The 22,756-nt window shown below is 49.6% G+C and carries 15 protein-coding genes; 12 read left to right on the forward strand and 3 right to left on the reverse strand.

Annotated features, from left to right (window positions below; genetic code table 11):
• Positions 1-329 precede the first annotated feature (329 nt).
• The 12 genes from IPJ88_11380 (at position 330) to IPJ88_11435 (ending at position 20,583) form a co-directional block, all read left to right on the forward strand.
• Complete coding sequence (locus tag IPJ88_11380; protein QQR88826.1) at positions 330-1,925, forward strand: hypothetical protein; 1,596 nt, start codon at positions 330-332, stop codon at positions 1,923-1,925.
• A gap of 168 nt (positions 1,926-2,093) precedes the next feature.
• Positions 2,094-4,232 (forward strand): tetratricopeptide repeat protein, encoded by a 2,139-nt coding sequence (locus IPJ88_11385; GenBank protein QQR88827.1) that lies wholly within the window; start codon positions 2,094-2,096, stop codon positions 4,230-4,232.
• On the forward strand, positions 4,225-5,490 hold the full coding sequence (locus tag IPJ88_11390) for a hypothetical protein (protein QQR88828.1): 1,266 nt from the start codon (positions 4,225-4,227) through the stop codon (positions 5,488-5,490). Before IPJ88_11385 ends, IPJ88_11390 begins: the two co-directional genes overlap by 8 nt.
• A complete protein-coding gene (locus IPJ88_11395; GenBank protein ID QQR88829.1) occupies positions 5,487-6,869 on the forward strand; it encodes a tetratricopeptide repeat protein in 1,383 nt (460 codons plus the stop codon). Before IPJ88_11390 ends, IPJ88_11395 begins: the two co-directional genes overlap by 4 nt.
• Before the next feature lie 94 nt (positions 6,870-6,963).
• Positions 6,964-7,245: a hypothetical protein gene (locus IPJ88_11400; GenBank protein ID QQR88830.1), complete on the forward strand. Its 282-nt coding sequence runs from the start codon at positions 6,964-6,966 to the stop codon at positions 7,243-7,245.
• Positions 7,246-7,403: 158 nt separating this feature from the next.
• Entirely contained in the window at positions 7,404-8,129 is a 726-nt protein-coding gene (locus IPJ88_11405) for an FHA domain-containing protein (protein QQR88831.1), read from the forward strand.
• Positions 8,095-9,312: an AgmX/PglI C-terminal domain-containing protein gene (locus IPJ88_11410; protein ID QQR88832.1), complete on the forward strand. Its 1,218-nt coding sequence runs from the start codon at positions 8,095-8,097 to the stop codon at positions 9,310-9,312. Before IPJ88_11405 ends, IPJ88_11410 begins: the two co-directional genes overlap by 35 nt.
• 378 nt (positions 9,313-9,690) lie before the next feature.
• Positions 9,691-10,560: a tetratricopeptide repeat protein gene (locus IPJ88_11415; GenBank protein QQR88833.1), complete on the forward strand. Its 870-nt coding sequence runs from the start codon at positions 9,691-9,693 to the stop codon at positions 10,558-10,560.
• A 10-nt stretch (positions 10,561-10,570) separates the two neighbouring features.
• Positions 10,571-12,280: a hypothetical protein gene (locus IPJ88_11420; protein ID QQR88834.1), complete on the forward strand. Its 1,710-nt coding sequence runs from the start codon at positions 10,571-10,573 to the stop codon at positions 12,278-12,280.
• Positions 12,273-15,365 carry a hypothetical protein gene (locus IPJ88_11425; protein QQR88835.1) on the forward strand — a complete coding sequence of 1,031 codons (3,093 nt, stop codon included), beginning with the start codon at positions 12,273-12,275 and terminating at the stop codon, positions 15,363-15,365. The genes IPJ88_11420 and IPJ88_11425 overlap by 8 nt, the downstream gene beginning before the upstream one ends.
• On the forward strand, positions 15,305-17,959 hold the full coding sequence (locus IPJ88_11430) for a tetratricopeptide repeat protein (GenBank protein ID QQR88836.1): 2,655 nt from the start codon (positions 15,305-15,307) through the stop codon (positions 17,957-17,959). The genes IPJ88_11425 and IPJ88_11430 overlap by 61 nt, the downstream gene beginning before the upstream one ends.
• Positions 17,884-20,583, forward strand: a complete 2,700-nt coding sequence (locus IPJ88_11435; protein ID QQR88837.1) for a tetratricopeptide repeat protein — start codon at positions 17,884-17,886, stop codon at positions 20,581-20,583. Before IPJ88_11430 ends, IPJ88_11435 begins: the two co-directional genes overlap by 76 nt.
• Before the next feature lie 24 nt (positions 20,584-20,607).
• Here IPJ88_11435 and IPJ88_11440 read toward each other — a convergent pair whose 3' ends face one another.
• The 3 genes from IPJ88_11440 to IPJ88_11450 are packed head-to-tail and all read right to left on the reverse strand — an operon-like array spanning position 20,608 to position 22,747.
• Positions 20,608-21,309: a hypothetical protein gene (locus IPJ88_11440; GenBank protein QQR88838.1), complete on the reverse strand. Its 702-nt coding sequence runs from the start codon at positions 21,307-21,309 to the stop codon at positions 20,608-20,610.
• A complete protein-coding gene (locus tag IPJ88_11445; GenBank protein QQR88839.1) occupies positions 21,306-22,421 on the reverse strand; it encodes a hypothetical protein in 1,116 nt (371 codons plus the stop codon). The genes IPJ88_11440 and IPJ88_11445 overlap by 4 nt, the downstream gene beginning before the upstream one ends.
• Positions 22,364-22,747: a hypothetical protein gene (locus IPJ88_11450; GenBank protein ID QQR88840.1), complete on the reverse strand. Its 384-nt coding sequence runs from the start codon at positions 22,745-22,747 to the stop codon at positions 22,364-22,366. Before IPJ88_11450 ends, IPJ88_11445 begins: the two co-directional genes overlap by 58 nt.
• Positions 22,748-22,756 lie beyond the last annotated feature (9 nt).

Below are 22,756 nucleotides of genomic sequence, written 5' to 3' on the forward strand. Positions count from 1 at the left end.
TTCACGTGGCCTTCTGCCTGCTCGACAAAACACTAACCGACGGAAAGCTACGGCGCTCAGAACAAAGCTGTCAAGATGATGTGTGATAAAGGAACTATCGCCAAATCGCTTCCTTTGTCAGTTTGCGAGATTTTCGCTTGGCCTCCATCCGCTTTTTGCAAGGAGTTAGCCGCTCCTGCTGTAAAAACTTCCTTGTCCCCGGAAAAAACTCAATTCACCAATTCGCACCGCCATGTTCCAATAGTCGGGAGCGGTGGGCGTTTCTCTTGACTTAAAAGGCAAGCGCTTCCTATCATCAAATGCAAAATCCTAGGTAAAAAGAGGCCTTTATGTTTTCAAAACGCGCGCTGATGCGACTTTCGGTCGTAGTGTTGCTGAGTCTGGTTGTTTCTCCTGCATTGGCTAAGAAAATTTCTGCATCATCTTCTGCGATAGAACTCTTTGATGCTGGAAAGTTTGAAGATGCTGCCATTGCGCTTCGCGACGTGGTTGATGGGAAGGTGCGTGCTAATAAGAAGGATACCCAGAAGGCCGAATTCTATTTGGGGATGGCACTTTTCAATCTTAAGTTTTATCAATCTTCGTTGACGCTCTTCGATCAGATCGTTGCAACTGGCGATGGGCATCCCTATTTTGATGAAACCCTCGTGTGGCTCGCAAAGCTAGCCTCGGCACTGCCCGAATCGGCTGGCATTATCGAAAAAGTTGGCCAATACGATGTAGCGAAGCTCGATAAGCTTAAGGATGCCAAAGAAAAGGGCTTGTATGGACACGTGGTTTATCTCATGGGTCGCTTCAAGTATCAGCAAGAGGAGTTTGACGAAGCACTTTCTCTTTTTGGCAAGGTGCAGAAAAAGGACAAGTTTTACGCCCAGGCAAAACTTTTCGAAGGAATTACCCACGTTCGTCTAAGGCATGCACGTCCTGCGATTGCGAGCTTTCGAGCAGTTATTGACGCTGAGGATAGTGGTGATCTTGATGCTGGAAACGATGAGGAAAGGCTTGTCGATCTCGCATGGCTTTCTTTGGCCCGCGTCTACTACAAAGCATCCAATAAGGTTGACGAGGCTACCGGCGAATTTAGGGTAGACGGTCGTGTCTTAGGAAATGCCGTTGAAGCTTGGAATAAGATTGAACCCGGCAGTGAATATTGGCTTGATGCGATGTTCGAAGGTTCGTGGGCCTTTTTTCTAGCTGACGAATACTCGCGTGCGCTTGGAAACATCCATACCTTGCTGTCGCCGTATTTTGACAAAAATCATTACCCCGAGGCTTACGTCCTGAAAGCCGTGGTGTTTTTCTATAACTGCCAAATGGAAAACGCTTCAGCGATGGTCGAGAGGTTTCATGAGCTCTATGATCCGGTTCAAAATGAACTTGAAGGTGTTTTGGCTCAAAACACAGACAACTTGAAGTTCTATGATTTTCTTAAGGCAGTGCGCGCCGGGGAAGCAAACCTGTCTCCACGAATTCAAAGTATCGTGTACTCGGCCTTATCCGATCGACAGATCTTGAGGCATCTTGAGTACATTCGCTTGCTTGATGAAGAAGAAGGGCGCTTGAAGAGCAGTTCAAAGGTTTTTCAATCTTCTGCTGTTGGACAACAGATCTTACAGGACGTTGCGTTGGGCAAATCCTTCGCGGTGGATCAGGCTGGAGACCTAGCCCGTGCACGTTATGACCGCGTTCTTGCCGAACTCCAAGATTTAATGAATCAGGTCGATACGGTCGATGTCGAAGTTCTAAGTTACACCCGCGGTCAGTTATCGCAGGATATGCAGAATCAACAACTCGAAGCTTCACGATCGGGACGTGGTGACGTGGAAGTCGACGAAGAACATCAAGTGTGGCCCTTTGATGGCGAATACTGGCGTGACGAACTTGGGTTTTATAGGCAACAAGTGACATCACGTTGCGGAAGGTAAGAGAGAGAATGCTTAGACGACATTGGATTTCATTTGCGAGCATCGCATTGTTGGTTTTGCTGCCTCAGCGGTGCATGCTGCTCCGAAGAAGCCAAAAAAAGTAACTGCGGCACCCACGTCTGTTTCAAATATTTGTATTTCTCCAGATATCGCGCCGCAGCTTGATCAATGTCCTGCTTCTGGCCCGGATGTGAAGAAGATGTCAGGCCAGAGTGCTCCGCGTGCCGTTTTTCGGGCGCTTCGGTTCGAAAGAAGCAAAGCAAGGATCAAGATTATAAACCGGGTTTTGAAATCGATGCAGCCACGCGTCGTAACCGTGAACAAGTTGAGCGTAAACAGCGTGAACTGTTGCTAAGGGAAGCAAAGATCCTTGAACGTTTGATAGGAAATACGCCTGCAAGCAGTAAACGCCGACCGGAGATCCTTCTTCGTGCGGCTGAGACCTATTTCGAGCTTCAGCAAGACACAACTGGGCGTGTCCGTAGCTTCGATGAGCCGATTTTTAGCGCACGCCAGAAAAAACAGTCCGCTCAAGTTAAAAAACTTACAGCGCAGCAACGAAACTTGGAAAAAGAAGTGGATCGTTGGCGGCAGGAGGCTCTTCGTAAATATGCGATTCTAGTCAAAGAGCATCCCGATTTTCCGCGCATGGACGAAGTGCTTTTTTCTTTAGGCTTTGGTCTTGAGGAAATGAAACAGTTCGACCGCGCGCGTGAAGTTTACCACCGTTTGATCAAAAACTTTCCGAAGAGCCGGTTTATACCCAACGCCTATTTGTCTTTCGCTGAATATTACTTCGGTGAGAGCGACATGAGTGCAGCCTTAAAGTTTTATAAAAAGGTTAATGAAACGCCTCCAGAGCGCAATGCTGTTTATGGTTATGCTCTGTATAAGCAAGCTTGGGCCTACTACAATATCGAAGATTTCCGGAATGCGTTGAACAAATTCGTTGAGGTTGTGAAATTCGCAACTGGACATCCGGAGGCAAAGGACGGAAAGAACCTTGCTCGCCAGGCGCGTCGAGAGCTTGTTCTTCCTTACTCACAAGTGGGCAATCCTTCCAAGGCGTTGTCTTTTTTTCAAGAAGTGGCAACGGATCGCGACCAAGCGTTCGAGATGTTAGAAAATCTTGCTGAGCTCTACTTTGATACCGGTCAATGGGACAATACCATCGCAACTTATGAGACGCTTATCGAGCAGCGTCCTGGAAGCGATAAGAGTTGTTACTGGCAGGGTCGTATTACGGACGCGGTGATTTCGTCGCAACCCAAGCGTGAGCAGGTTGAAGAGCTAAAGAAAATGCTCTTCGTCTACAAAGCATTCGATAACAAGAAGCATCCGGCAAGCGCAAAAGAAGAGTGTAAGCAGGCCGCTGCAGGCTCGATGTTTCAGCTTGCGACGGCGTGGCATCGTGAAGCCGCTGGAACGGGAAAGACGCCAGGCACTAAAGATAAGAACACCATGCGTTTGGCCTCGCAGATCTATCAAAAGCTCGTTGAGGAATTTCCTGATATTCAGCAAATTAAATTCCCAAACATCGCACGTCGGGACTGGCCTACGCCGTATCGGATAGCGTATTTCCGCGCAGAGCTTTTGTGGAAAATGGAGAACTGGCAGGAATGTGGTCCGGCGTTTGACCAAGTGGTCGAAATGAACCCCAAGGGAGAATACACCTCGGATGCCGCTTATGCTGCTGTGCTTTGTTACAACAATTCCTATCAAAGCATCTACAAAACGCGAGAACGTGTGGTACGCGGGGGCGGCAAGGACAAGGAAGAAGACAAAGAGGTACTTGGGCCTAAACCTCTAGGTCCACTTGAAAAGGGTATGTTGGACGCTTTTCAACGTTACGTTTGTTACGTTCCAGATGGAGACAAGCTTCCTACGATTAAATACCGTCGTGCTCGTATTCTTTATGAAGCAAATCATTTTGAAGAAGCAGCAGTGCTTTTTAAAGAAATTGCTTGGAAGCATAAGGAAAGTGAGCTCGCCGAGTTTGCTGCAAACCTTTACCTCGATTCTCTCATCCTTATGGCAGAACAGGGACAGCCAAAGAGGCCTGCTTGTTACGCTACGATCGAGGAATCGTTGGATCCTTTGGAAAAATGGTTTTGTAGTTCCGAATCTGATCAGGAAGAGCATGAAGTGCTCTGCGATCGAACACGGGAGCTGCGCTGCAATACGCTCCGTAAAAAAGCCGAAACCTTGCAAGCTGCTAAGGACTACAAAAGGGGCGGCGGGTGCTTACGTTGGTATCTATCGTCGTTTCTACCAACATCCAGACCAATGCGGTGGTCGCATGGATGAGGTACTTTGGAATGCTGCACTCAACTTTGAGGCTGCACGGCTTTTGGGACGTGCAATTCGGGTACGCACAGCGTTGATTGAACGTTTCCCTGAAACCTCACTTGCTAAGCGAGCCATTTATCTTGTGGGAGCAAACTATCATGCACTCGCATTTTACGAGCGTGCTGCTGAGTATTATGAAACCTTTGCAAAGAAATATCCTGGTGAAGATGAGGGCTCTTGCGATGCCGACGATAAGAAAAACGGTACATGTGCCATAGCGCACGAAGCCCTCAAGAATGCCGTGTTTTTCCGTATTGGTCTCGGGCAAGATGATAAGGCCATTGACGACGCGAATATGTTTCAACGTAACTATGGTCCCAATGCCTCTCGAAAAGACCGACGCGTGCGGGACGCCGCACAGGTTATGTTCTCTTTAGGTCAAATCCACGAGAACAAGAAGGATTGGTCAAGTGTTGTGGAGCACTACCGTTCATGGCTACGACGCTATGCACAAACTGCAGATCCGCATCAGATCATTCAAGCTTACGTGTTTGTGGGTAATGCTTACCGCAATGCTCGGGATACCGTTAAAGCAGAGGCCTCTTATCGTTCTGCGATAAAAGCCTGGGACAAGGGGGGGCAGCGTAAGATTAGTCGACTGACCGAAGCGAGCGACGATGAAAAAGCTCGCTATATGATGATGGCCAAGGATGCTGTTTCTGAAGCGAAATTCTATGCGGCTGAAGGGCTGTTTCGAGTTTTTAGTCGCATTAAGTTTCCCGAGTATCAAGGTGGCAGACGCTTAGAGGAAGTTAACCGTTGGGCTCAGCGTGACTTTAAAAAGTGGCTTGAAAAGAAACGTGAAGCCATGGTCGATGCAGAAAAAGCATACAACGAAATTGCTGGGCTTGAAGTGCCTCGTTGGCAAATTGCTGCGGCTTCACGTGTAGGAGAGATGTACGCTAGTTTTATCGATGCGTTCCGTGAAGCTCCCGTACCTAAGGAGATTGAAAACGACGATGAACTCTACGGCGTCTATGTTGACGCTTTGGAAGCCCAGGCGACTAGCTTTGAGAAACCGGCAGTCGAGAAATTTGAGTTTTGCATTATCACCGCAACAAAAGTTCGGTGGTTCAATGAATTCTCAAAAACTTGCGAGTCAGAGTTGAATCGCCTTAATCCACGAGAATATCCATTGGCTTCTGAGTTGCGAGGCGGCGTTGATTTCGCCTACAACTCCGTGTCCGTTCCTGATCCCGTGGTGTTGAGTAAATGAAAACGGAGCAAAGTAAAATGAAGCAAGGTTTATTTCTCGCAGTGTTCGGATCTGAGAAAAGGTCGTTTGCTGCTTTGTTTGCAAGAACTGCGGTCGTGACGCTATGTTTGGTCACGGTAGCGTGCGGTGGTTCGGATAAAAAAGAGAGCGCAAAAAAAGACAGTATCTGGGGTTCGGGCGACGAGAGTACCGACACAGCCCTTAGTGATTTGAGTGCAGAGACTCAACGCAAGTGGAAGCATGCAAAGGAGCTTTTCATTCAATACGAAAAAGAGGGATGGAGCGACAGTGCCTGCAGCAGCACCAGCTCGGCCTTTGAGGATGCCTCAAGCAGTAGGAAAGGCGGTTTCGCCGAAGCTTTGTTTATGGCGGGCTTGTCGAAGGAGCGCTGCGGAGATAGTGATGACGCGAAAGATTTCTATGAAAAGACCCTTAGTCTGAACCCTAAATTTTGCAAAGCACGCGTTGGTATCGGTGTGATGCAGATGAGAGAAGGAAAGCGTTCGGATGCTCTGGTCACATTTAGCAATGCGATTAAGGATGATGCGCGCTGCACCGAGGGTTATGTTAACCTTGCTACGCTTCAGCGTGATTCGGCACGAACTTCAGAGCAGTACAAAGAGGCGTTAGATAATCTTCGTCGTGGACTTGCTATAGATGCCAACTACTTGCCAGCTTTTAATCAGATGGCGTTGCTGTATTTAGATTTGGCCAAAAAAGATAAAAAACTTTTGGATCTTGCCGAGGTTGTTTGCCGGCAGGCTCAGCAAATCAACGATAAATATGCGCCGATTTACAATACGTGGGGCCAGATAAATCTTGCTCAAGACAAGATCATTGAAGCCGCTGCTAAATTTCGTTATGCGACAGAACTCGACCCGAAGTTCTTCGAAGCTTATATGAACTTTGGCGAGATTACCTTGTCTTATCGAGGCTACGACGATGCAAAGGCAGCTTTCGAAAAAGCAGCATTGCTTCGTTCTAATAGCTACGATGCTCATCTAGGATTAGGCGCTGCATTACGCGGACTTAAGCAATTTGACGCTGCTGAAAAAAGTTACAAACAAGCTCAGGAACTGGATTCACGTAGGCCTGAATCCTACTTTAACCTAGGTGTGCTCTATCAGAACTACAAAGGTGGTTCGATCGATGACTTCTCCAAAGCCAAGGACTACTTTGAGGAGTTTTTGGATAAAGCGAAGTCTGGTGGTCAATTTGCCGAAAGCGTCGATGAAGTTCGCAGGCGTTGCCAGACCAGCAGCAGCCGACGCAAACGCAAGGGTGGAAAAAGTGAGTGCCAACCCGGACGGTTGCAAAATATCGAGCAAGCTTTGGCAGGATTGCGCGAAGCTGCCAAGATGCAGTCTGGCGGTAACTGAGATTCATGCCGACTAGGCAGGGCTCTGGCATGCGAGCCTTTGTAATTAAGTACAAGAATTGACCCCCAAATCGGCAGGGGCTACACTGAGGCCAATGAAGAAAAATTTGATATTGGTGGCCTTTGTTTGGTTGTCCTTAGGACTTTTCTCCGTAGCCTATGCGCAAGAAGAGGGTGGCGAGGTGCCGGCGGATAGCGGGAGTGAGGCGCCATCAGGACCAACGAATTATAATTTTGATGACGATTTGGTAACCGGTGATCTGGTTCGACCAGACGGCGAGCTGCTTAATGTCCGTCGTCGCGGGCGTCGTTCTTCGCTTATTCGAATTCGGGAAGACTTTACCCCAGAGATGTTGAAGTCAGTCGAAACCCTATAACCTTAGGAAGCTCACCCAGTGGCGAATACAAAAGCTTTGATTTTTGAAATTTACGAGGGCGACGAACTCGTCCGTACCGAAACTCTTCAGGGCGATGTCATCAAGCTCGGTAATTACCATCGAGCCATTTGCGCATTGAAGACGACTCTGTTTCTCGAATGCATGCCGTCATTGAGACAAACAGCGACGGCGAAGTTCATATTGTGGACCTTGGTTCGGCTGCCGGGACTGTCGTTAATGGCAAAAAGGTTAACAAAGCTCGGTTGGACGAGGGCGATGAGATCCGGTTGGGAAATACCCGCATCGTCGTACATTTTGCTCATGCTGGCGATGATGTGATCGACGCAGATGAGGCAACCATTGTTTCGGATGGTGGTACTTCAGGAATTCCGCCTTTGGCCTTTGCGGATGACGACAGAACAGCCGTAGGGCAAAGTCCTGCCAATTCGCCCATAGCGCGACCTTCAGGTCGACCGGCTGTCCCCTCCGCTCGTCCGCGAATTCCAACGCCTCAGGCGGCTTTTATGGCGCCGAGTCTTGGATCGGACCTTGAGGAAGAAGATCCTGAAAAGGTCCGATACGGTTTGCTTGCAAGTGGCCCACCGGTGGATCCTCATGATGTTGAAACGAGCGATCCTGCTGTCGAAGTTGTGGTGATGTGGGGAGACAACAGCGTTTTACACGTTGCGCATCTTTCGCCCCCGCGTGCATTTTACGTTGGAGAAGGATCGCTAAAGCCTAAAAAAGGCGAACTCGGCGTTGATTTCGTCATAGGTCGTGAAGCGATCGGCGTCGATCGTTTGCCCGTGGTGGTTGATGCCGGAGGAGGGGTTGCGGTCGTGATCCCGGATGGCGCTACTGGAGAAAATTTCTGTCGGAGATGATCACTGGGATCTGCAGGGGCTAGTTGTTGCAGGTAAAACCCAGCCATGCGCTGAGCTTGCTGGCGCTCAACAATATCGGTTACCTCCAGGAGCTGCTGCGACTGTTGCTTTCCGCGATTTCACTTTTGTGGTGCGTCCTGTGCAGGCTGGTAAGCCTATTATTGCGGGACCTGCTTTCGATTACCGTTCCCATCTTTGGACTGGTGTTTCAATTTTGGCGCATATCGCATTGCTATTGCTTATGTATTTCATGCCGCCATCACCGTCGTCACTTTCTTTAGAGCTGCTGAATCCTGATTCGCGGCTGGTGAAGTATTTGAGTGAGCCTCCCGAGACAATCGAGGAAGAGACTCCTGAATGGTTAAAAGGGCCGTCTGAATCCGAGGGCGGTAAAGGCAAACGTCATGATGGGGACGAAGGCCAAATGGGCAAGGAAGATTCCAAAAAGACTAAGAACCGGTACGGAATCGAAGGTCCTGAGGATAACCCCGATCCGCACATGGCGCGTGAGGAAGCTCTTCAAGAAGCTAAAACCGCAGGTATTCTTGGTGTGCTTGCTGCATCAACGGGTGCCTGGAATTCGCCGACCTCTCCTTACGGTAGGGACACCGCGTTGGGTAACGACCCGATGAGTGCACTGGGCGCGATGATGGGCGATCAAATCGGTGAAAACTTTGGTTTTCGAGGTTTAGGATTGCGAGGCACAGGTCGAGGGGGCGGCGGTACAGGCCAAGGCACCATCGGTTTGGGCAATCTTAACACGATTGGCCATGGTGGCGGCGGTGGCAGCGGCCAAGGTTATGGTCGAGGCGCAGGTGGTTTTGGTGGACGTACTGCACGGGTGCCCCAGATTTCGCAAGGTACAGCCGATGTTCGCGGTTCGCTTTCAAAGGAAGTCATCCGCCGTGTTATTCGACGCCACTTGAACGAAGTTCGTTTCTGTTACGAGCAGGAATTGCGGCAGCGACCCGACCTTGAGGGGCGTGTTTCCGTGAAATTTATTATTTCCCCGTCAGGCGCAGTGCAGTCCTCTGTCGTTGATGCCGGTAGTTCGACCTTGGGTGATAATTCTGTTCGAAGTTGCGTAGCCAATGCAGTGCGCCGATGGACTTTCCCTGCACCCGAAGGCGGCGGCGTTGTTATCGTCACCTATCCCTTTATGCTGACCTCCTCAGGCGGTTAAGCTTGTTTTTTGCCTAACTAGCAACGAAGCGTAGGGTTCCCATGCTCAAACAGTCCTCGCTGCGCTGCGGAACTGCGCGTGTAGGCTTGGCTCCTCCTTGCAAGCCCGGCTTGGATCTCTACCCTTTCGAGGATGAATTAAGGGCGACCGGGTCCAATTGGGTGAAAAGCTCGGGAAAAGTTTTGTTTGCTTATAAAGTTACCGCCTTGCAGGTATTGCTTGGCTTTGTTTGGACGCACATTGGAGGAGTGTTTGGGACAATGTGGTTGTTTTTATAGAATATTTTATACCTAAAGTCGTGCAATCATTTGAATCTAATACCTAAAGTCTCGTATTATTGCTGGAGTCGCATTTATAGCGACGGAATAAGGAGGCCTCATGCAGCATCGTAAGCTGCTCATTGGTGTTTTTCTACTCGTGCCCTTTGTTACGGGCGGCAATTGCTCACGCGCGCGTGTTGAGTCGATGAACAAAATGAACGAAGGCGTGATTAGCGCACAACAAAAACAATTGGCTTTGGCAGTTGAACAGCTAGAGCAAGCGACGGTGATTGATCCGACAAACGATCAAGCCTTTTGGAACCTAGGTATTGTGCACATCGAAATGCAAAAATACGAGCGTGCAAAAGATGATCTAAAACGTGCGCTTGCGGCCAAACCGGACTCCGCAAAATATCAAGAAAAACTTGGCAGTGTGTTAATCGAACTTAAGGATTGGGAATCTGCAAAAGAAGCTTTGGAAAAAGCTTTGGAGCTAGACCCATCATTGTTCAAGGCGCATTACAAATTGGCACAGGTTCAAGAAGAACTTGATGACCTACAGCATGCTTTGGAAAACTATACGGACGCTATCAAGAAAGCTCCGCGCTTCGTTGAAGCATATAGTGCGCTAGGCAGGCTTTATGCCGATCTGGGTTATCTCGATGAGTCACGTCAGGTGTTGGAAGAAGGGCTCAAAGTTGTGCAACCGAAGAGCGATGAAGAAGCGAATGTTAGGCAGCTCTTAGGAACAGTGTATCAACAGAAAAAAGAGTTTGAAAAAGCAGTGACTCAGTTTCAGGCTGCACTTGAAATCAAACCAGGACTTAGTGATGCATTGTTTTCGCTGGGTTGGACCTATTCGCTTTTGCAAAATCGCGAAGAAGCACGTCGTTATTTGAAAAAATTTGTAGAATCTGGAGCTGGTGCTCCCGATCATTATTTGAAAGCCGCTCGGGACAGACTAACCGAGATTGAAGAAGGCTACTAAGGAGGCTTCGTTGGCCGAAAAAGCTAAGTCAATTAAAGAACTCGACAAACAGATAGCCAAGTTTGAATCGCAAAAGCGCTGGTCGGATATGATTCGATCCATCGTGGCTAAGGCGGAGCTTGTAGAGGACGAAGCTGAAAAAGTTCAACTCTACAGTCGCGCGGCCTCGATGTATCTTGAGAAATCATCGAACCAGTCTGAAGCGATCAAATGTTATGAAGCCGTTTTAGAGTTCGATTCGAATAACGAAGAAGCCATCGTGCAGCTTAAGCAGATGTACGAGAAGCGTCGCGATTGGGAAAAGCTTATCGGCGTGATGCGGCGTGAGGCCGAAAGTCTCGATGACGATGCTCATTTTTCGGCCGTGCTCGAGATGGCGGAACTTGCAACGGAGCGTCTTCGTAAGCCGCAGATCTGTATTGAGCTTTGGCAGAGTGTTCTTGAGAAAGAACCAGAACACCCAGAGGCCTTGGCTAACCTAGCCAAACTCTACGAGCGGGGTAGAGATTGGGAGCCTTTAGCCAAGGTACTAGAAGTTCAAACGCAGCAGCTTACTGATCCAGCCGAGTTGATTAGTGCCCTTCAAACGCTGGGGGTTATCTATGCCGACAAGCTGAATGACAACCGTGGAGCTGTTCAAGTTTTTGAGCGAATCCTAGAAGTTGAGCCCACCGATAGGCGCGCGCAGGAGCAGCTCAAGAAACGCTACATTGAGTTAAAGGAATGGGACCAGCTCGAAATTTTTTTTGAAGAGACCGAGCGATGGGATGAGTTGATTCGTGTCCTTGAACGCGAGGCCGAGTCTCCTGACATATCTACCAAGGAGAAAGCCGACTTGCTGTTTCGCTCAGCTCGTCTGTGGGATACGCGAAAACAGAAGGCCGATCGCGCCGCACGCGCGTATGAAAAAATTCTAAGTATCGATCCAGGCAATCTTGATGCTGCCACCGCCCTTAGTCCGATTTATGAAAGTGCTGGTGATTCGAAAAAACTCGCCAAAGTTTATGAAGTCCGTCTAGAGCATGCAAAGGATGCTGACGAGAAAATATTTCTATTGCGCGAACTGGGTCTCATCTATGAGCAAAAGATTAAGGATCCGCAGACGGCTTTTGAGCGTTATCTCGCCGCGTTTAGTGTCGATCCGCAACGCGAATTGTTGCGTGAAGATGTCGAACGGCTCGTCTCGCAGGTCGACGGTTGGCAGGCGCTGTTGACGGCTTACGGCGACGCGATTGAAGCAGTAATTGATCCTGAAGCATCGGCAGAACTCCGTATTGGCTACGGTCGGGTACTTGGATCGGTGGGGCGTACAGATGACGCCATCGAGCAATATCGCCATGTGTACGAAGCTCAGCCTGAGAATACTTTGGCGATGGCTGCACTTGAACGCCTCTATAAAGAAAAGGGCGAGTACGATGCGCTTATTGAGATACAAGAACGCCGGGCCGAGCTTGAAACCGATCCCGATGCAAGAAAGAAACTCGACTACGACAGGGCTTCATTGCTTGCAAACGAGCTGAAGAAGACAAAGGCAGCCATAGCTGCTTACCAAAACATTATCGACACCTATGGTCCGGACGAAAAAGAAGCCTTCGATGCGCTTGGAGCGCTTTTTGCTGAGAAGGAACAATGGGAAGATCTTGCAGATTTGCTTGAGCAGCGCATCCAAACGGAGATTGATGAAGAAGGGCTTGCAAATCTAAAAAACACGCTTGGCTGATGTGTTTGATAAGCATTTACGGGATGGCAAACGAGCCGTCGATATTTACCGTGAAGTGCTGATCCTCATGCCGAGTCACGAAGCCGCTCGCGCAGCTCTCGAAGGTATGATGCGTCAGGAGCGTCATGCTGTTGATGCAGCGCGGGTGCTCGAGCCGGTGTACGAATCGCTGGGGGATTGGTCCTCGCTTGTTGATGCACTAAAAGCTCAGGTTCTTGATGTTGCGGATCCTTCGGAACGCTTGGATCTCCTTAACCGCATTGCGGAGATTTATTCCGTGCGTTTGAGCGATGCCCACAAGGCATTTGATGTCTATGCTGAAGCTTTCCGAGAAGTTCCCAATGAAGAAAGCATTTTGTCGCGCCTCGAGATGTTAGCTTCCGAGCAAGATCGCTATCAAGACCTCGTGAGGGTCCTGTCGTCTGTGGCTTCCAGTAGCAGTGATGCTGTCCAAGCGCGTAGCTGCTTGATGAAAGCCGCTGAAATAGAAGACATGCAGCGGGGAGACGTGGATGCGGCCATTGCTCTTTACTCCAGGGTGCTTGAGCAAAATCCAGGCGATCATGAGGCCTTGCAAGCTTTGGAAATTCTGCATCGAAGGGCTAGTCGCTGGGGTGATCTACTTCAGGTTCTTGAGAAACGAGTGGAGCTTAGCAACGATCTCGAGGAGAAAACTTCCTTTTTGATGGAGATGGCTCAAATTCAGGACGAACAACTTGGACAAGTTGATGAATCAATCCGTTGTTTTCAAGAGTTGTTGGGCCTCGATCCGACGAGTCTAAAAGCTTTGTCTGCCTTGGATGAACTTTTCGCACGTAAAGAAGATTGGCCGGAGTTGGCGGAGAATATTGAAAAACGTATTGCCCTTGAAGACGACATCGACCAGCAAAACAGCCTGATGTTACGGCTAGCTCAGCTTCGACTTCAGCATCTGGACTCTGTTGATAGTGCACTCGATGTCTATCGAGAAATACTTGAACGGGATCCGCAAAACCAAACAGCGCTTCAGGCTCTTGAAAACCTTGCGCAGATTAAGCCCAAGTACCAGGTCCAGGTCTCCGAGATTCTCGAGCCGGTATACCGTAGTTCGGGTGACGTAACGAAACTCATTGATGTTCATGAGATGCAAGTACAAAACAGCGACAGCGTTGGCCGAAGTGTTGAGCTTCTGCATCGCATCGCGCAGCTCAAGGAAGAGGCCTTGGGTGACTATCACGGAGCATTCAAGGACTATGCCCGAGCGCTGGCTGTTGACCCTTCGGATCCGCTTACGCAAGAAAATTTGGAGCGCTTGGCGAGCGCATCGGGCGCGTGGCAGGAGCTTGCGCAGGTGTATGAAAGTCAATTGGCCGAAGCAGAAGAGGACTCTCTTAGGGTTGCCCTACTAAATCAGTTGGCCGAAGTGCAGGAAAACTATCTTCAAGATTTTGATGGGGCAATCGCAAGCTACAAACAAGTGTTTGCGCTCGATGCGCGTCAGGTTGAGGCGGCCACGGCACTTCAGCGTCTTCATCAAAGTGTAGAAAACTACGAGGCCTTAGCCCAGGTTACTATCAAAAAGGCAGCTGCTCTTTCCTCCCCGGAAGAGCAAAAAGAGGAATTGCTTAAAGCCGCTTTGGTCTATGAGGAGATGCTTCATGCTCCGGAGCTTGCAGCCGACGTGTACAGTCAGGTGCTCGAGATTGATGAGTTTGAAGTTAGGGCACTCGATCGTCTTGTAAGCGTTTACCTGCAACTTGAAAAATGGACAGAGTTGCTTCGTGTATACAACCGGAAGATTGACGCAATTCTCGATCCAGAAGAAAAGAAGCGACTGCTTGTTGAAGTCGGAGCCGTGTATGAGCGCGAGCTTCAGCAACCCGAAAAGGCGATTGACACTTACCAGCGCATTCTCGAGATTGATCCCGAGGATCGTGTTGCAATTGCACGCTTGGACGTCTTGCATCAGGCTTCTGCAAATTGGACCGAATTGCTTTCGGTGCTTGAGCGCCAAGTTGATCTCGCCGAAGATCCAAGAGAAGCGTTAGCGCACCGTTTTCGTATTGCTGAGTTGTGGGATCAGAAGCTTGACGATGCGGCTCGAGCACTCGATGGCTATCGTGAGATTCTTCAATTTGAGCCGGAACATGCGGGTGTCCTTGAGGCACTCGAGCGGATGATTGCTGACGGGCGTTCGGCTTTGGTTGCGGCTGAGCTTCTCGAGCCGGTTTATCGTGTTCAGCCCAACCCCGCGAAGCTTGCTCAAGTGATCGAAGTTCAAGTCGCTCATTGTTCGGATGAGTTTAGGTCCGCAGAGCTATTGCAGCAGCTTGCGGAGCTTTATGAAGTTCAGTTGGGAGATGCCCGCCGCGCCTTTGACGCTTATGCGCGTGCGGTTGATGCGGATCCCGGAAGCGAGCAAATGCTTGCTTCCGTTGAGCGAATGGCGGATCAGCTTGGTGCTTGGGATGAACTGGCAAAGCTTTATGATGCGCAGATTGAGAAACTCGGCGAAGAGGCCCGCGTGGATTTGCTTGTCAGCATTGCTTTGCGCCATGCACAAATCCGGGAGATTCATGCTGCAGATGCTGAAGGCGCAATCACACGGTATAAGATCGCAATCTCGGCTGACCCTGGACAAATCGAAGCGCTTGCTGCCTTGGATCGATTGTATGCGTCGACCGGGCAATGGAATGAGCTTGCTGAGATCATTGCAAAGGAATTGCAGGTCGTTACCGACCCAAACGATATGCTGGCGCTGCAGATGCGGGAAGCTGAGCTTTATCGTGATGTTCTCTCTTCTCCGGATCGTGCGCTGGACCGTTATCGAGAGGTCCTTGCGGTGGAGCCTGAGTTTCCAGAAGCTGTTGCTGCGCTTGAAGAGATGTTGATTCGCGGTGTCCGTGTCGAGCCCGTTGGAGAGTTGCTTGGACCGATTTATCGAGATCGCCAGGATTGGGGACGGCTTATCGAGCTCAATCAGCATTTGTTGGCGATGCAGAGTGATGTTGCCGAACGCATTTCGCTTGAACATCAATTGCAGAAGTGTTTTCTGAACAAATCGGAGATGTGGAGCAAGCTTTTGACTGGTATCAGCGTGCGTTGATTGAGAATCCGACGCATGAATCCACTGTGCAAGAAACCGAGCGACTGGCTGCGGCTCTGGATGGATGGTCAACCTTGGCTAATACCTACGCACGTGCGCTAGAGCAGCAGAGTGATGGCGAGCGTTTGGCCATGGCGGGGTTTCGGCTCGCGCAACTCTATGAGCAAGAGTTGGGTGATATTGAACGAGCCGAGCAGACTTATCGTTTCGTCGTTGGCAAAAATAAAAAGGCAGTTGCATCGTTAGAGGCGCTTGATCGAATATACACGGAGCATGGTGCTTTTTCTGCGTTGCGTGACGTGCTTGAACTTCGGATTGCAGCGGTTAACGGCAGCCCTGAAGCATCGGATCTCAACTATCGGCTAGGTCAGTTGTTTCAACGTGAGTTGCATGCTCCTGCAGACGCGATTCGGGTCTATCAGCATATTATCAACGACTTGGATTCACAAAACATAGAAGCTCTTCATGCACTTCAACTTGCTTACTATGAAGGTGAGCAGTGGACTGCCTTGTTGGATGCTTACGAAAAAGAACTTGATATTGTCCTCGGCGATGATGCGCAAGCTGAAGTGCTAGGCAAGATGGCTCGTTTGGCTGCACAGCGATTGCAAGACACCGACAAAGGAATCAGCCTTTGGAAACGGGTCCTTGATATTCGGGGTGAAGACCGTGAAGCGCTTAGTGCTCTTGGTGAGATTTACGCGAAAACAGAAAACTGGCGAGACCTTGTCGATGTCCTGGAGCGTGAGGTTGCTGTAGCTGATGATGACAAAAACCGTGTGGCCATTTATACGGATCTTGCGCGTGTGTGGAATGACAAACTTCAGCGCGAAGGTAATGCTCTTGAAAACTGGGAACGCGTGCTTGATATTGATCCAGGCAATGCAGATGCCTTACTGGCGATGGCTCAGATTCATGAGAATGAAGGGGCTTACCAAGAGCTTGTTGAGACTTTGCACCGTATTGTTGATGCGGGCGCGGCAACTCTCGATGACGAGGCGCTCCAAAAGGTGCAGCTTAAAATGGGTTCAGTTTACAACGATAAGCTCGAGCAGCCCATGGAAGCCGTTGAAGCGTACCGGCAGGTATTGGAAATCAATCCGCGTAATTTCTCGGCGATTGAAGCTCTTGAAAAGATTCATGCTGAGCAGGGTCAATGGGATGCTTACATTGACGTGCTTGAAAGACGCATGGAAGCGACTGACGAGCCCGACGATAAGATCCAAGTGCTACTATCGATTGGGGAGGCTTGGGAGAGTAAAGCCGAAAATCCAGACGGAGGGGTTTCAGCTTTTGAGCGTGTGCTTGAACATGCGCCCATGCACGATGTCGCTTTTGAAAAACTTGAGGCCTTGCATCGAAGTGCCGAGCGTTGGGAGCCGCTTGTTGAGCTGTATTTGTCTCGTCTTGAATACACGGGGGAGCCCGATGCTCGTCGTGCACTGTTTTTCCGTGTGGCTTCTGTCTATGAAAAAGAGCTTCATGACAACGAACGAGCTTTTGATGCCTTACTGGTTGCGTGGACGGAGGATCTCAGTAACGAAGCAGTTTCTGCCGAACTAGAGCGACTTGCTGCGCTAACACAACGTTGGAACGAGCTTCTTAGTCAGGCAAACGAAGCGTTGCAGGAGGAAGAAGATCCCGAGTTGCGACTGACCCTTTGTTTGCGTTGTGCACGTTGGTACGGCACCGAGCTTGGGCATCTAGAGTATGCCATTCCTTACTATGAGGAAATCAGGCAACTTGATCCGGTCAACGTTCCAGCGATGCGCCAGCTTACTGAGCTTTATCGTAAAACAGAGCAGTGGCAGCTTCTTGCACAAGTTCTCGTGCAACTTGCTGACATGACCGACCAAGCTGGAGAGAAGATGCTTCGTTTGGTCGAGCTTGGTGAGCTTTGTGAAAACGAGCTGGGGGTTGCTGACCAGGCCATGCCTTACTACAAGCAAGCTCTGGACGTTGATAGCGCGAACGTTGAAGCCCTCGGGAAGCTGGAGCATGTTTATCGCAAAAGGGAGCTTTTCGATGAGCTTAAACGTACGTTGCAGCGAACGGTGGATACCCTCGGAGATGATCCTGCGAGCGTTGCCGCGCGTCTTGAGCTGGCGAAAGTTTACGAAGAGCACTTCAAGCAAGACCAGCAAGCCACTGATGTACTAAGTAAAGTGCTTGAAATTGAGCCGGGCAATCCAGGCGCGCTTAAAGCGTTGCAAGGCTTGTACACTCGACATGAAAACTGGCAGGAGCTCCGAAGCGTATTCGAATCTCAGCTTGATGCTGTGGAAACCGAGCGTCAGCGAATCGATGTGCACATGCAACTCGCAATGCTTTGGGAAGAGCAATTTGTTAAGCCGGAAAAAGCTGCTGAACATCTCGAGGAGGTGGTCGCGCTCGATCCAACGCATCATGACGCTTATCTTGGTCTTGCAAGAGTCTACCGACGTTTGCAGTCATGGGAATCTCTCATCGAGACTTACAATAGACATGCGACATCTGCTCCGGATCGCGATTTAAGATTATGCTCTTTAAGCGTATGGGTGAGGTCTATGCACATGAGCTTGAGCAACCAGAGCGTGCTATTGATGCCTATCTGAACGCACTTGATCTCGAGGACAACGATGTCGATGCACTTGATGCGCTTTCCGAACTGTATGCAAAAAAGGGCGATTACAGTGAGGCGATCCAGATCATGTCTAAACTCTCATCGTTGCTTGATGAGCCAGAGAAACAAGTTGCTTTGCGCTATCGAACGGGCCAAGTCACTTTGGAGCACATTGGTGATCTCAATGAAGCATTGACACATTTTGAAAGTGCTTTGGATATCGATGCGCATCATTTGCCTTCGCTTCGAGCGATGCGAAAGATTTACATTGATATGAGTGACTGGCATTCGGCCATTCGCATGTTAGAGCGCGAGATTGCGGCGCAGGATAACCCAAGGCAGATCTCAAAGGCTTATGTGGAACTGGGCAGGCTTTATGATGAGAAGCTTGAAGAGCATGAAAGAGCTGTTGAAGCCTACGGTAAAGCGCTTGAGCACGACAATTACAACGAAGATGCAGGTTTGCCGCTTGCCAAAGAGTTTCGCAAGCAAGGTGACTACAGCAAAGCAATGCCTTTGCTGCAGATGCTGATCAACACTGTAGATAAGCGGCCCAAAGAAGAGCAGTTTGAGCTTTGGGGCTTGCTTGGTGAGACTGCTGCTCGAGTCTCAGATAATACGCTTGCTGTTGAGGCCTATGAGCATGCGCACGCTCTTGATCCAAAGGAGCTCTCGTCATTGCTTGGTTTAGCGGAGGCTTACTATCGGAATCAAGCCTGGGATAAGGCGTTTAAGTCTTATCAGATGGCTTTGGTGCACCATCGCGATGCTCTCGAAAAAGAGGCAAGCACGGATATTTTCTTCCGTTTGGGCAATATCAAGCGTGAGCAAGGTGAAACGCGCAAGGCCTTGAATATGTTTGATAAGGCACTCGATGAAATCCCTACTCACCGTCCTTCGCTCGAAGCGATTATTTCGCTTCATGAAGAGCAAAAGGATTGGGAAAGGGTAGTGCATTTTAAAAAGCGCATGCTTGATGCTGTGGATGGGCAAGGTCAAATCCAGCTTTTGGACGAAATTGGTAGCATCTGGAGCGACCAACTTAAGAATCCGCAAAAAGCTATCGAGAGCTTTAACCGTGCAATTGAACTGAACCCAGATGACCATCGTATATTGCACAAAATGTTGGCCTTGTATCAAAAGACAAAGCAGTGGCCTAAAGCCGTTGAACTCATCGATCGTATCAGCGACTTGGATGAGCGGCCTTTAGCCAAAGCCAAGTATGCCTACACCTCAGGCGTTATTTATCGCGATGAGCTCAAGAATCCTGCGCTTGCGCTTGATAAATTTAGTGAGTGCTTGGATGCTGATCCAGACCAACTCAAAGCTTTCGAAGCGATTAATAAGTTGCTTACTCAAAAGAAGGATTGGAAGGGCTTGGAGCGTGCGTTTCGTAAGATGCTCCATCGCATTGTTGGTAAGGGGAACATCGAGCTCGAGTTTAATCTTTGGCACAACCTTGGCGTGATTTATCGCGATCGCATGCAGAATCATGAAAACGCTTCAGAGGCGTTTAAGATGGCAAGTGCTCTGAAACCTGAGGATATCACCGAGCATCAAATCCTTGCCGAGCTCTACCGAATTATGCCGGGTAAGAGCGCGGAGGCCATTAAGGAGCATCAATCGTTGCTTGACTGTGATGCATTTCGCGTTGACTCCTATAAAGAACTTTATAAGCTTTATTTTGAAGAGAGAGACTACGATAAGGCATGGTGTCTTTCATCGGCTCTAGTCTTTTTGCAAAAAGCACAAGAAGAGCACAAACAGTTCTACGCACAGTACAAGCCTAAGGGGCTCGTGAAGCCAAAACGTCGCTTAGATAACGATAACTGGGCGAGGGTAGTGCGACATCCTAATGAAGATCCTTTGCTTAGCGCGATGTTTCGCTCGATTTTGCCTGCCTTGTTAGGTATCAAAGCCGTTTCGGATAAGAACCTTGGTCTAAACAAAAAGCATTTGCATGACCCAGCAACGTCGACCGTTACTTTCGCAAAGACTTTTCATTTTGTGACGCAGATTCTCAATGTTGAGATAGTGCCACGCTTGTTCTTGCGGCCCGATGCTCCGGGCGGAGTTTTGCACGCAGTGACTCAACCACCGGCGATGGTAGCGGGCTCTTCAGTGTTGCAGGGCTTTAACCCACAGGACTTGACCTTCGTGGTGGCAAAGCATCTTTCCTATTACCGGCCGGAGTATTATATCCGCAAAGTTCTGCCTTCGCGCGATGAGCTTAAAGCAGCGCTTTTAGCTTCTGTACGAATCTGCGGTTTGGGCGTGCAAGATCCCAACATCGATCAGTGGGCTTCAGAGATCAGCGCGAATATGCAACCGGTTTACCTGGAACAGCTCAGGCGCGTATGTAAACAATTTGTCGAGGCAGGCGCTGTGACAAACGTTAAGCGATGGATTCGAGCCGTGGAGCTTACCGTGTGTCGCGTGGGCTTTTTGGTCAATGGTGAGCTGGAGACAGCTGCCCGGATGATTCAAGCTGAACCACAAGCTGGGCCCGATGATTTGCCTGCTAAAGACAAGATTTCCGAAATCGTACGTTACAGTGTTTCGGAAGACTATTTCGAAGCCCGCAAACTCCTTGGTGTACAAATCGACATCGGTTAATCCATGGAAAACTAGGGGCTCTCCCTAGCGGATGAACAAAGTTAGCTGACGGGCTCGGGAGATGCTTTTGCTAAGAGCGCTGAGTTGTTGGAGGCCGAATGCGGCGATGGGTAGCGGCAGGGCACTGTCGGCAATCATGCCGATGAGGACTAGGCATAGCATGAGCACAGAGATACCGGTGTATCTGAGAAACAATTGAGAGCAGCTGGCCGATGGGTTAGGGGTTAGTAGTCGTGTACGTTTCGTGTCGAGCCAGAAGCCAACAACGAACATCCATACGACAGCTAAGACCACAAGAGCGAGCACTGTCAAATCGTGGATACGCGGGTCGGGAAGAGTGAAAAGCTTTTTGTGAAGGCCATAGCCAAGCGCAGCTAAGCAGCCATGTCCTACAGCAACGGCACCAAGTGCGACAAAGCTTAACTGAAGTGCTTCTGGATAAAAGCTTAGTGAGCGTTCAAGCTGCCTTCGCAGTAGATGCTCGCCCTGGGCAGCACTTAGCATGGCCATGGAGAACAGCGGAGCGAGGAAAAATACGGCTAGTATTGGCGCAGCGCAATACGCCAGGGCGCCTAATGTAAACAGCGAAGCTGCGTGCTCAGCGATAAACAGTGCGTCTTTTTCCCGAAAGAGTAGGTCTAGGGGCGTGGCGAGAGTCCATGCGCACAAACACAAAGTGGCGTGCCACAGTAGAGTTACGGGAAGAATCGCCATGAGTGCTTTCATGGCCCCACCATGCCTAACAGCAATTGTCCTGCGTATAGCAGCTTTGAAAACCATTGTGTTTTTTCAACCGTTGATTTTGGCCACTGTTGATTACCTGGATTGGCATCCACAACGATGGATCGCTCCGAATCAAGCACTACGCGACGAATAGGACTTGTGCTTTGGTGGCTGAGGTGAATGGCTCCGGATTCAAAACGCAGCGCAAGACGGCTTGTTTTTCCGTTTTCATGAAGGATAGAAAGCCATAGGGGCAAAGGAATCGGGCTGTTGGTGCTGAGGTAAATTTCACTATGCCACTGCTGGCCGATTCGCGTGGAGTGAACATGACGCAGCCGGAAGTCGATGGCTGTTTGGCTTCTAAGGAGTGGGCGAAAAATTGTCTTGGAAAACCCCGGCCAATAGTGCTCATCAAACATGGCGTACAGGGCATCTGGCGTTGGATGCATAAAGCGAAAGTTACGGGCGTAGTGACCGAGGGTTTTAATCAGATGCTCAGAGCCCCAAATGCGCTTAATGGTTTCAAGCGTGGCTGCTGTTTTTGAGTAGACGGATGCCGCATAGTCGCTTTGGCAATATTCGCTTACAGGTAGAGTTGCATCAAGGGCGTGCGACAATAAGGAAGTCAGGTGGTCGAAAGGGTCGATGTGATGCAGGCTGCTTGGAAGCAAGGGCGAAGATGTTTTGCTGAGCATCTGCAAAAAATTCAGGCTACTCCACTCACTAAGACCCTCATCCAAAAAGGCATACTCAACTTCGTTGCTTGCAACGATGCCGTAAAACCATTGATGGGCAAGCTCATGCACTGTGACTAATGCTGGATAGGCGGCAAAGATCCCTTTCACAAACCACGGTCCAGAACTTACAAAGAGGGCGGGATATTCCATGGCCGCCACGCCATCGCCACTTCTCGGCGGAATAATTACTTTGAGCGTAGCGTAAGGATACGCACCATAGCTTTTTTCGAAAAAGGGCAGTGCTTTTTTTAGTAAGGCAAGTTGCAGTCTGACAGTGTCGCCATAACCAGGTGGTGCGCTGAGTATCACCTTGATTCGACCTATTTTTGTCTCGGTGCTGCGAAAAAATGGCGCAGCAGCCCAGACGATATCGTGCATACGGCGCGCGCTAAAGCGATAGTTGTTCCATCCTTTGCGCAAGCTTTTTCGCGCTGTTGCCCGTTGCAAACTACCTTGTATGCGGCCGGTACCTCGAGCTCTAAATCGTAGCTGCCAAAGTCGGAGTAAAATTCGCCGTAGCCGTGATACGGGAAAGTGCTGAAGCTGCCATCCGGATTATGCTTGGCTAACTTGGGAAACCATTGTGCTGCCATGAAAAAGTCATCTGCGTAGCCCATCCGTGCGACGATGTGAGGAAGTGTTGTTCGAAAATGAATCTGCAGGGTGATGGTATGACCCACGGGCAGTGCTTCTTTTAGAGTCACTCGAAGCTG

The organism is Myxococcales bacterium (assembly GCA_016699535.1).
In the GTDB taxonomy this organism is placed as follows: domain Bacteria; phylum Myxococcota_A; class Polyangia; order Polyangiales.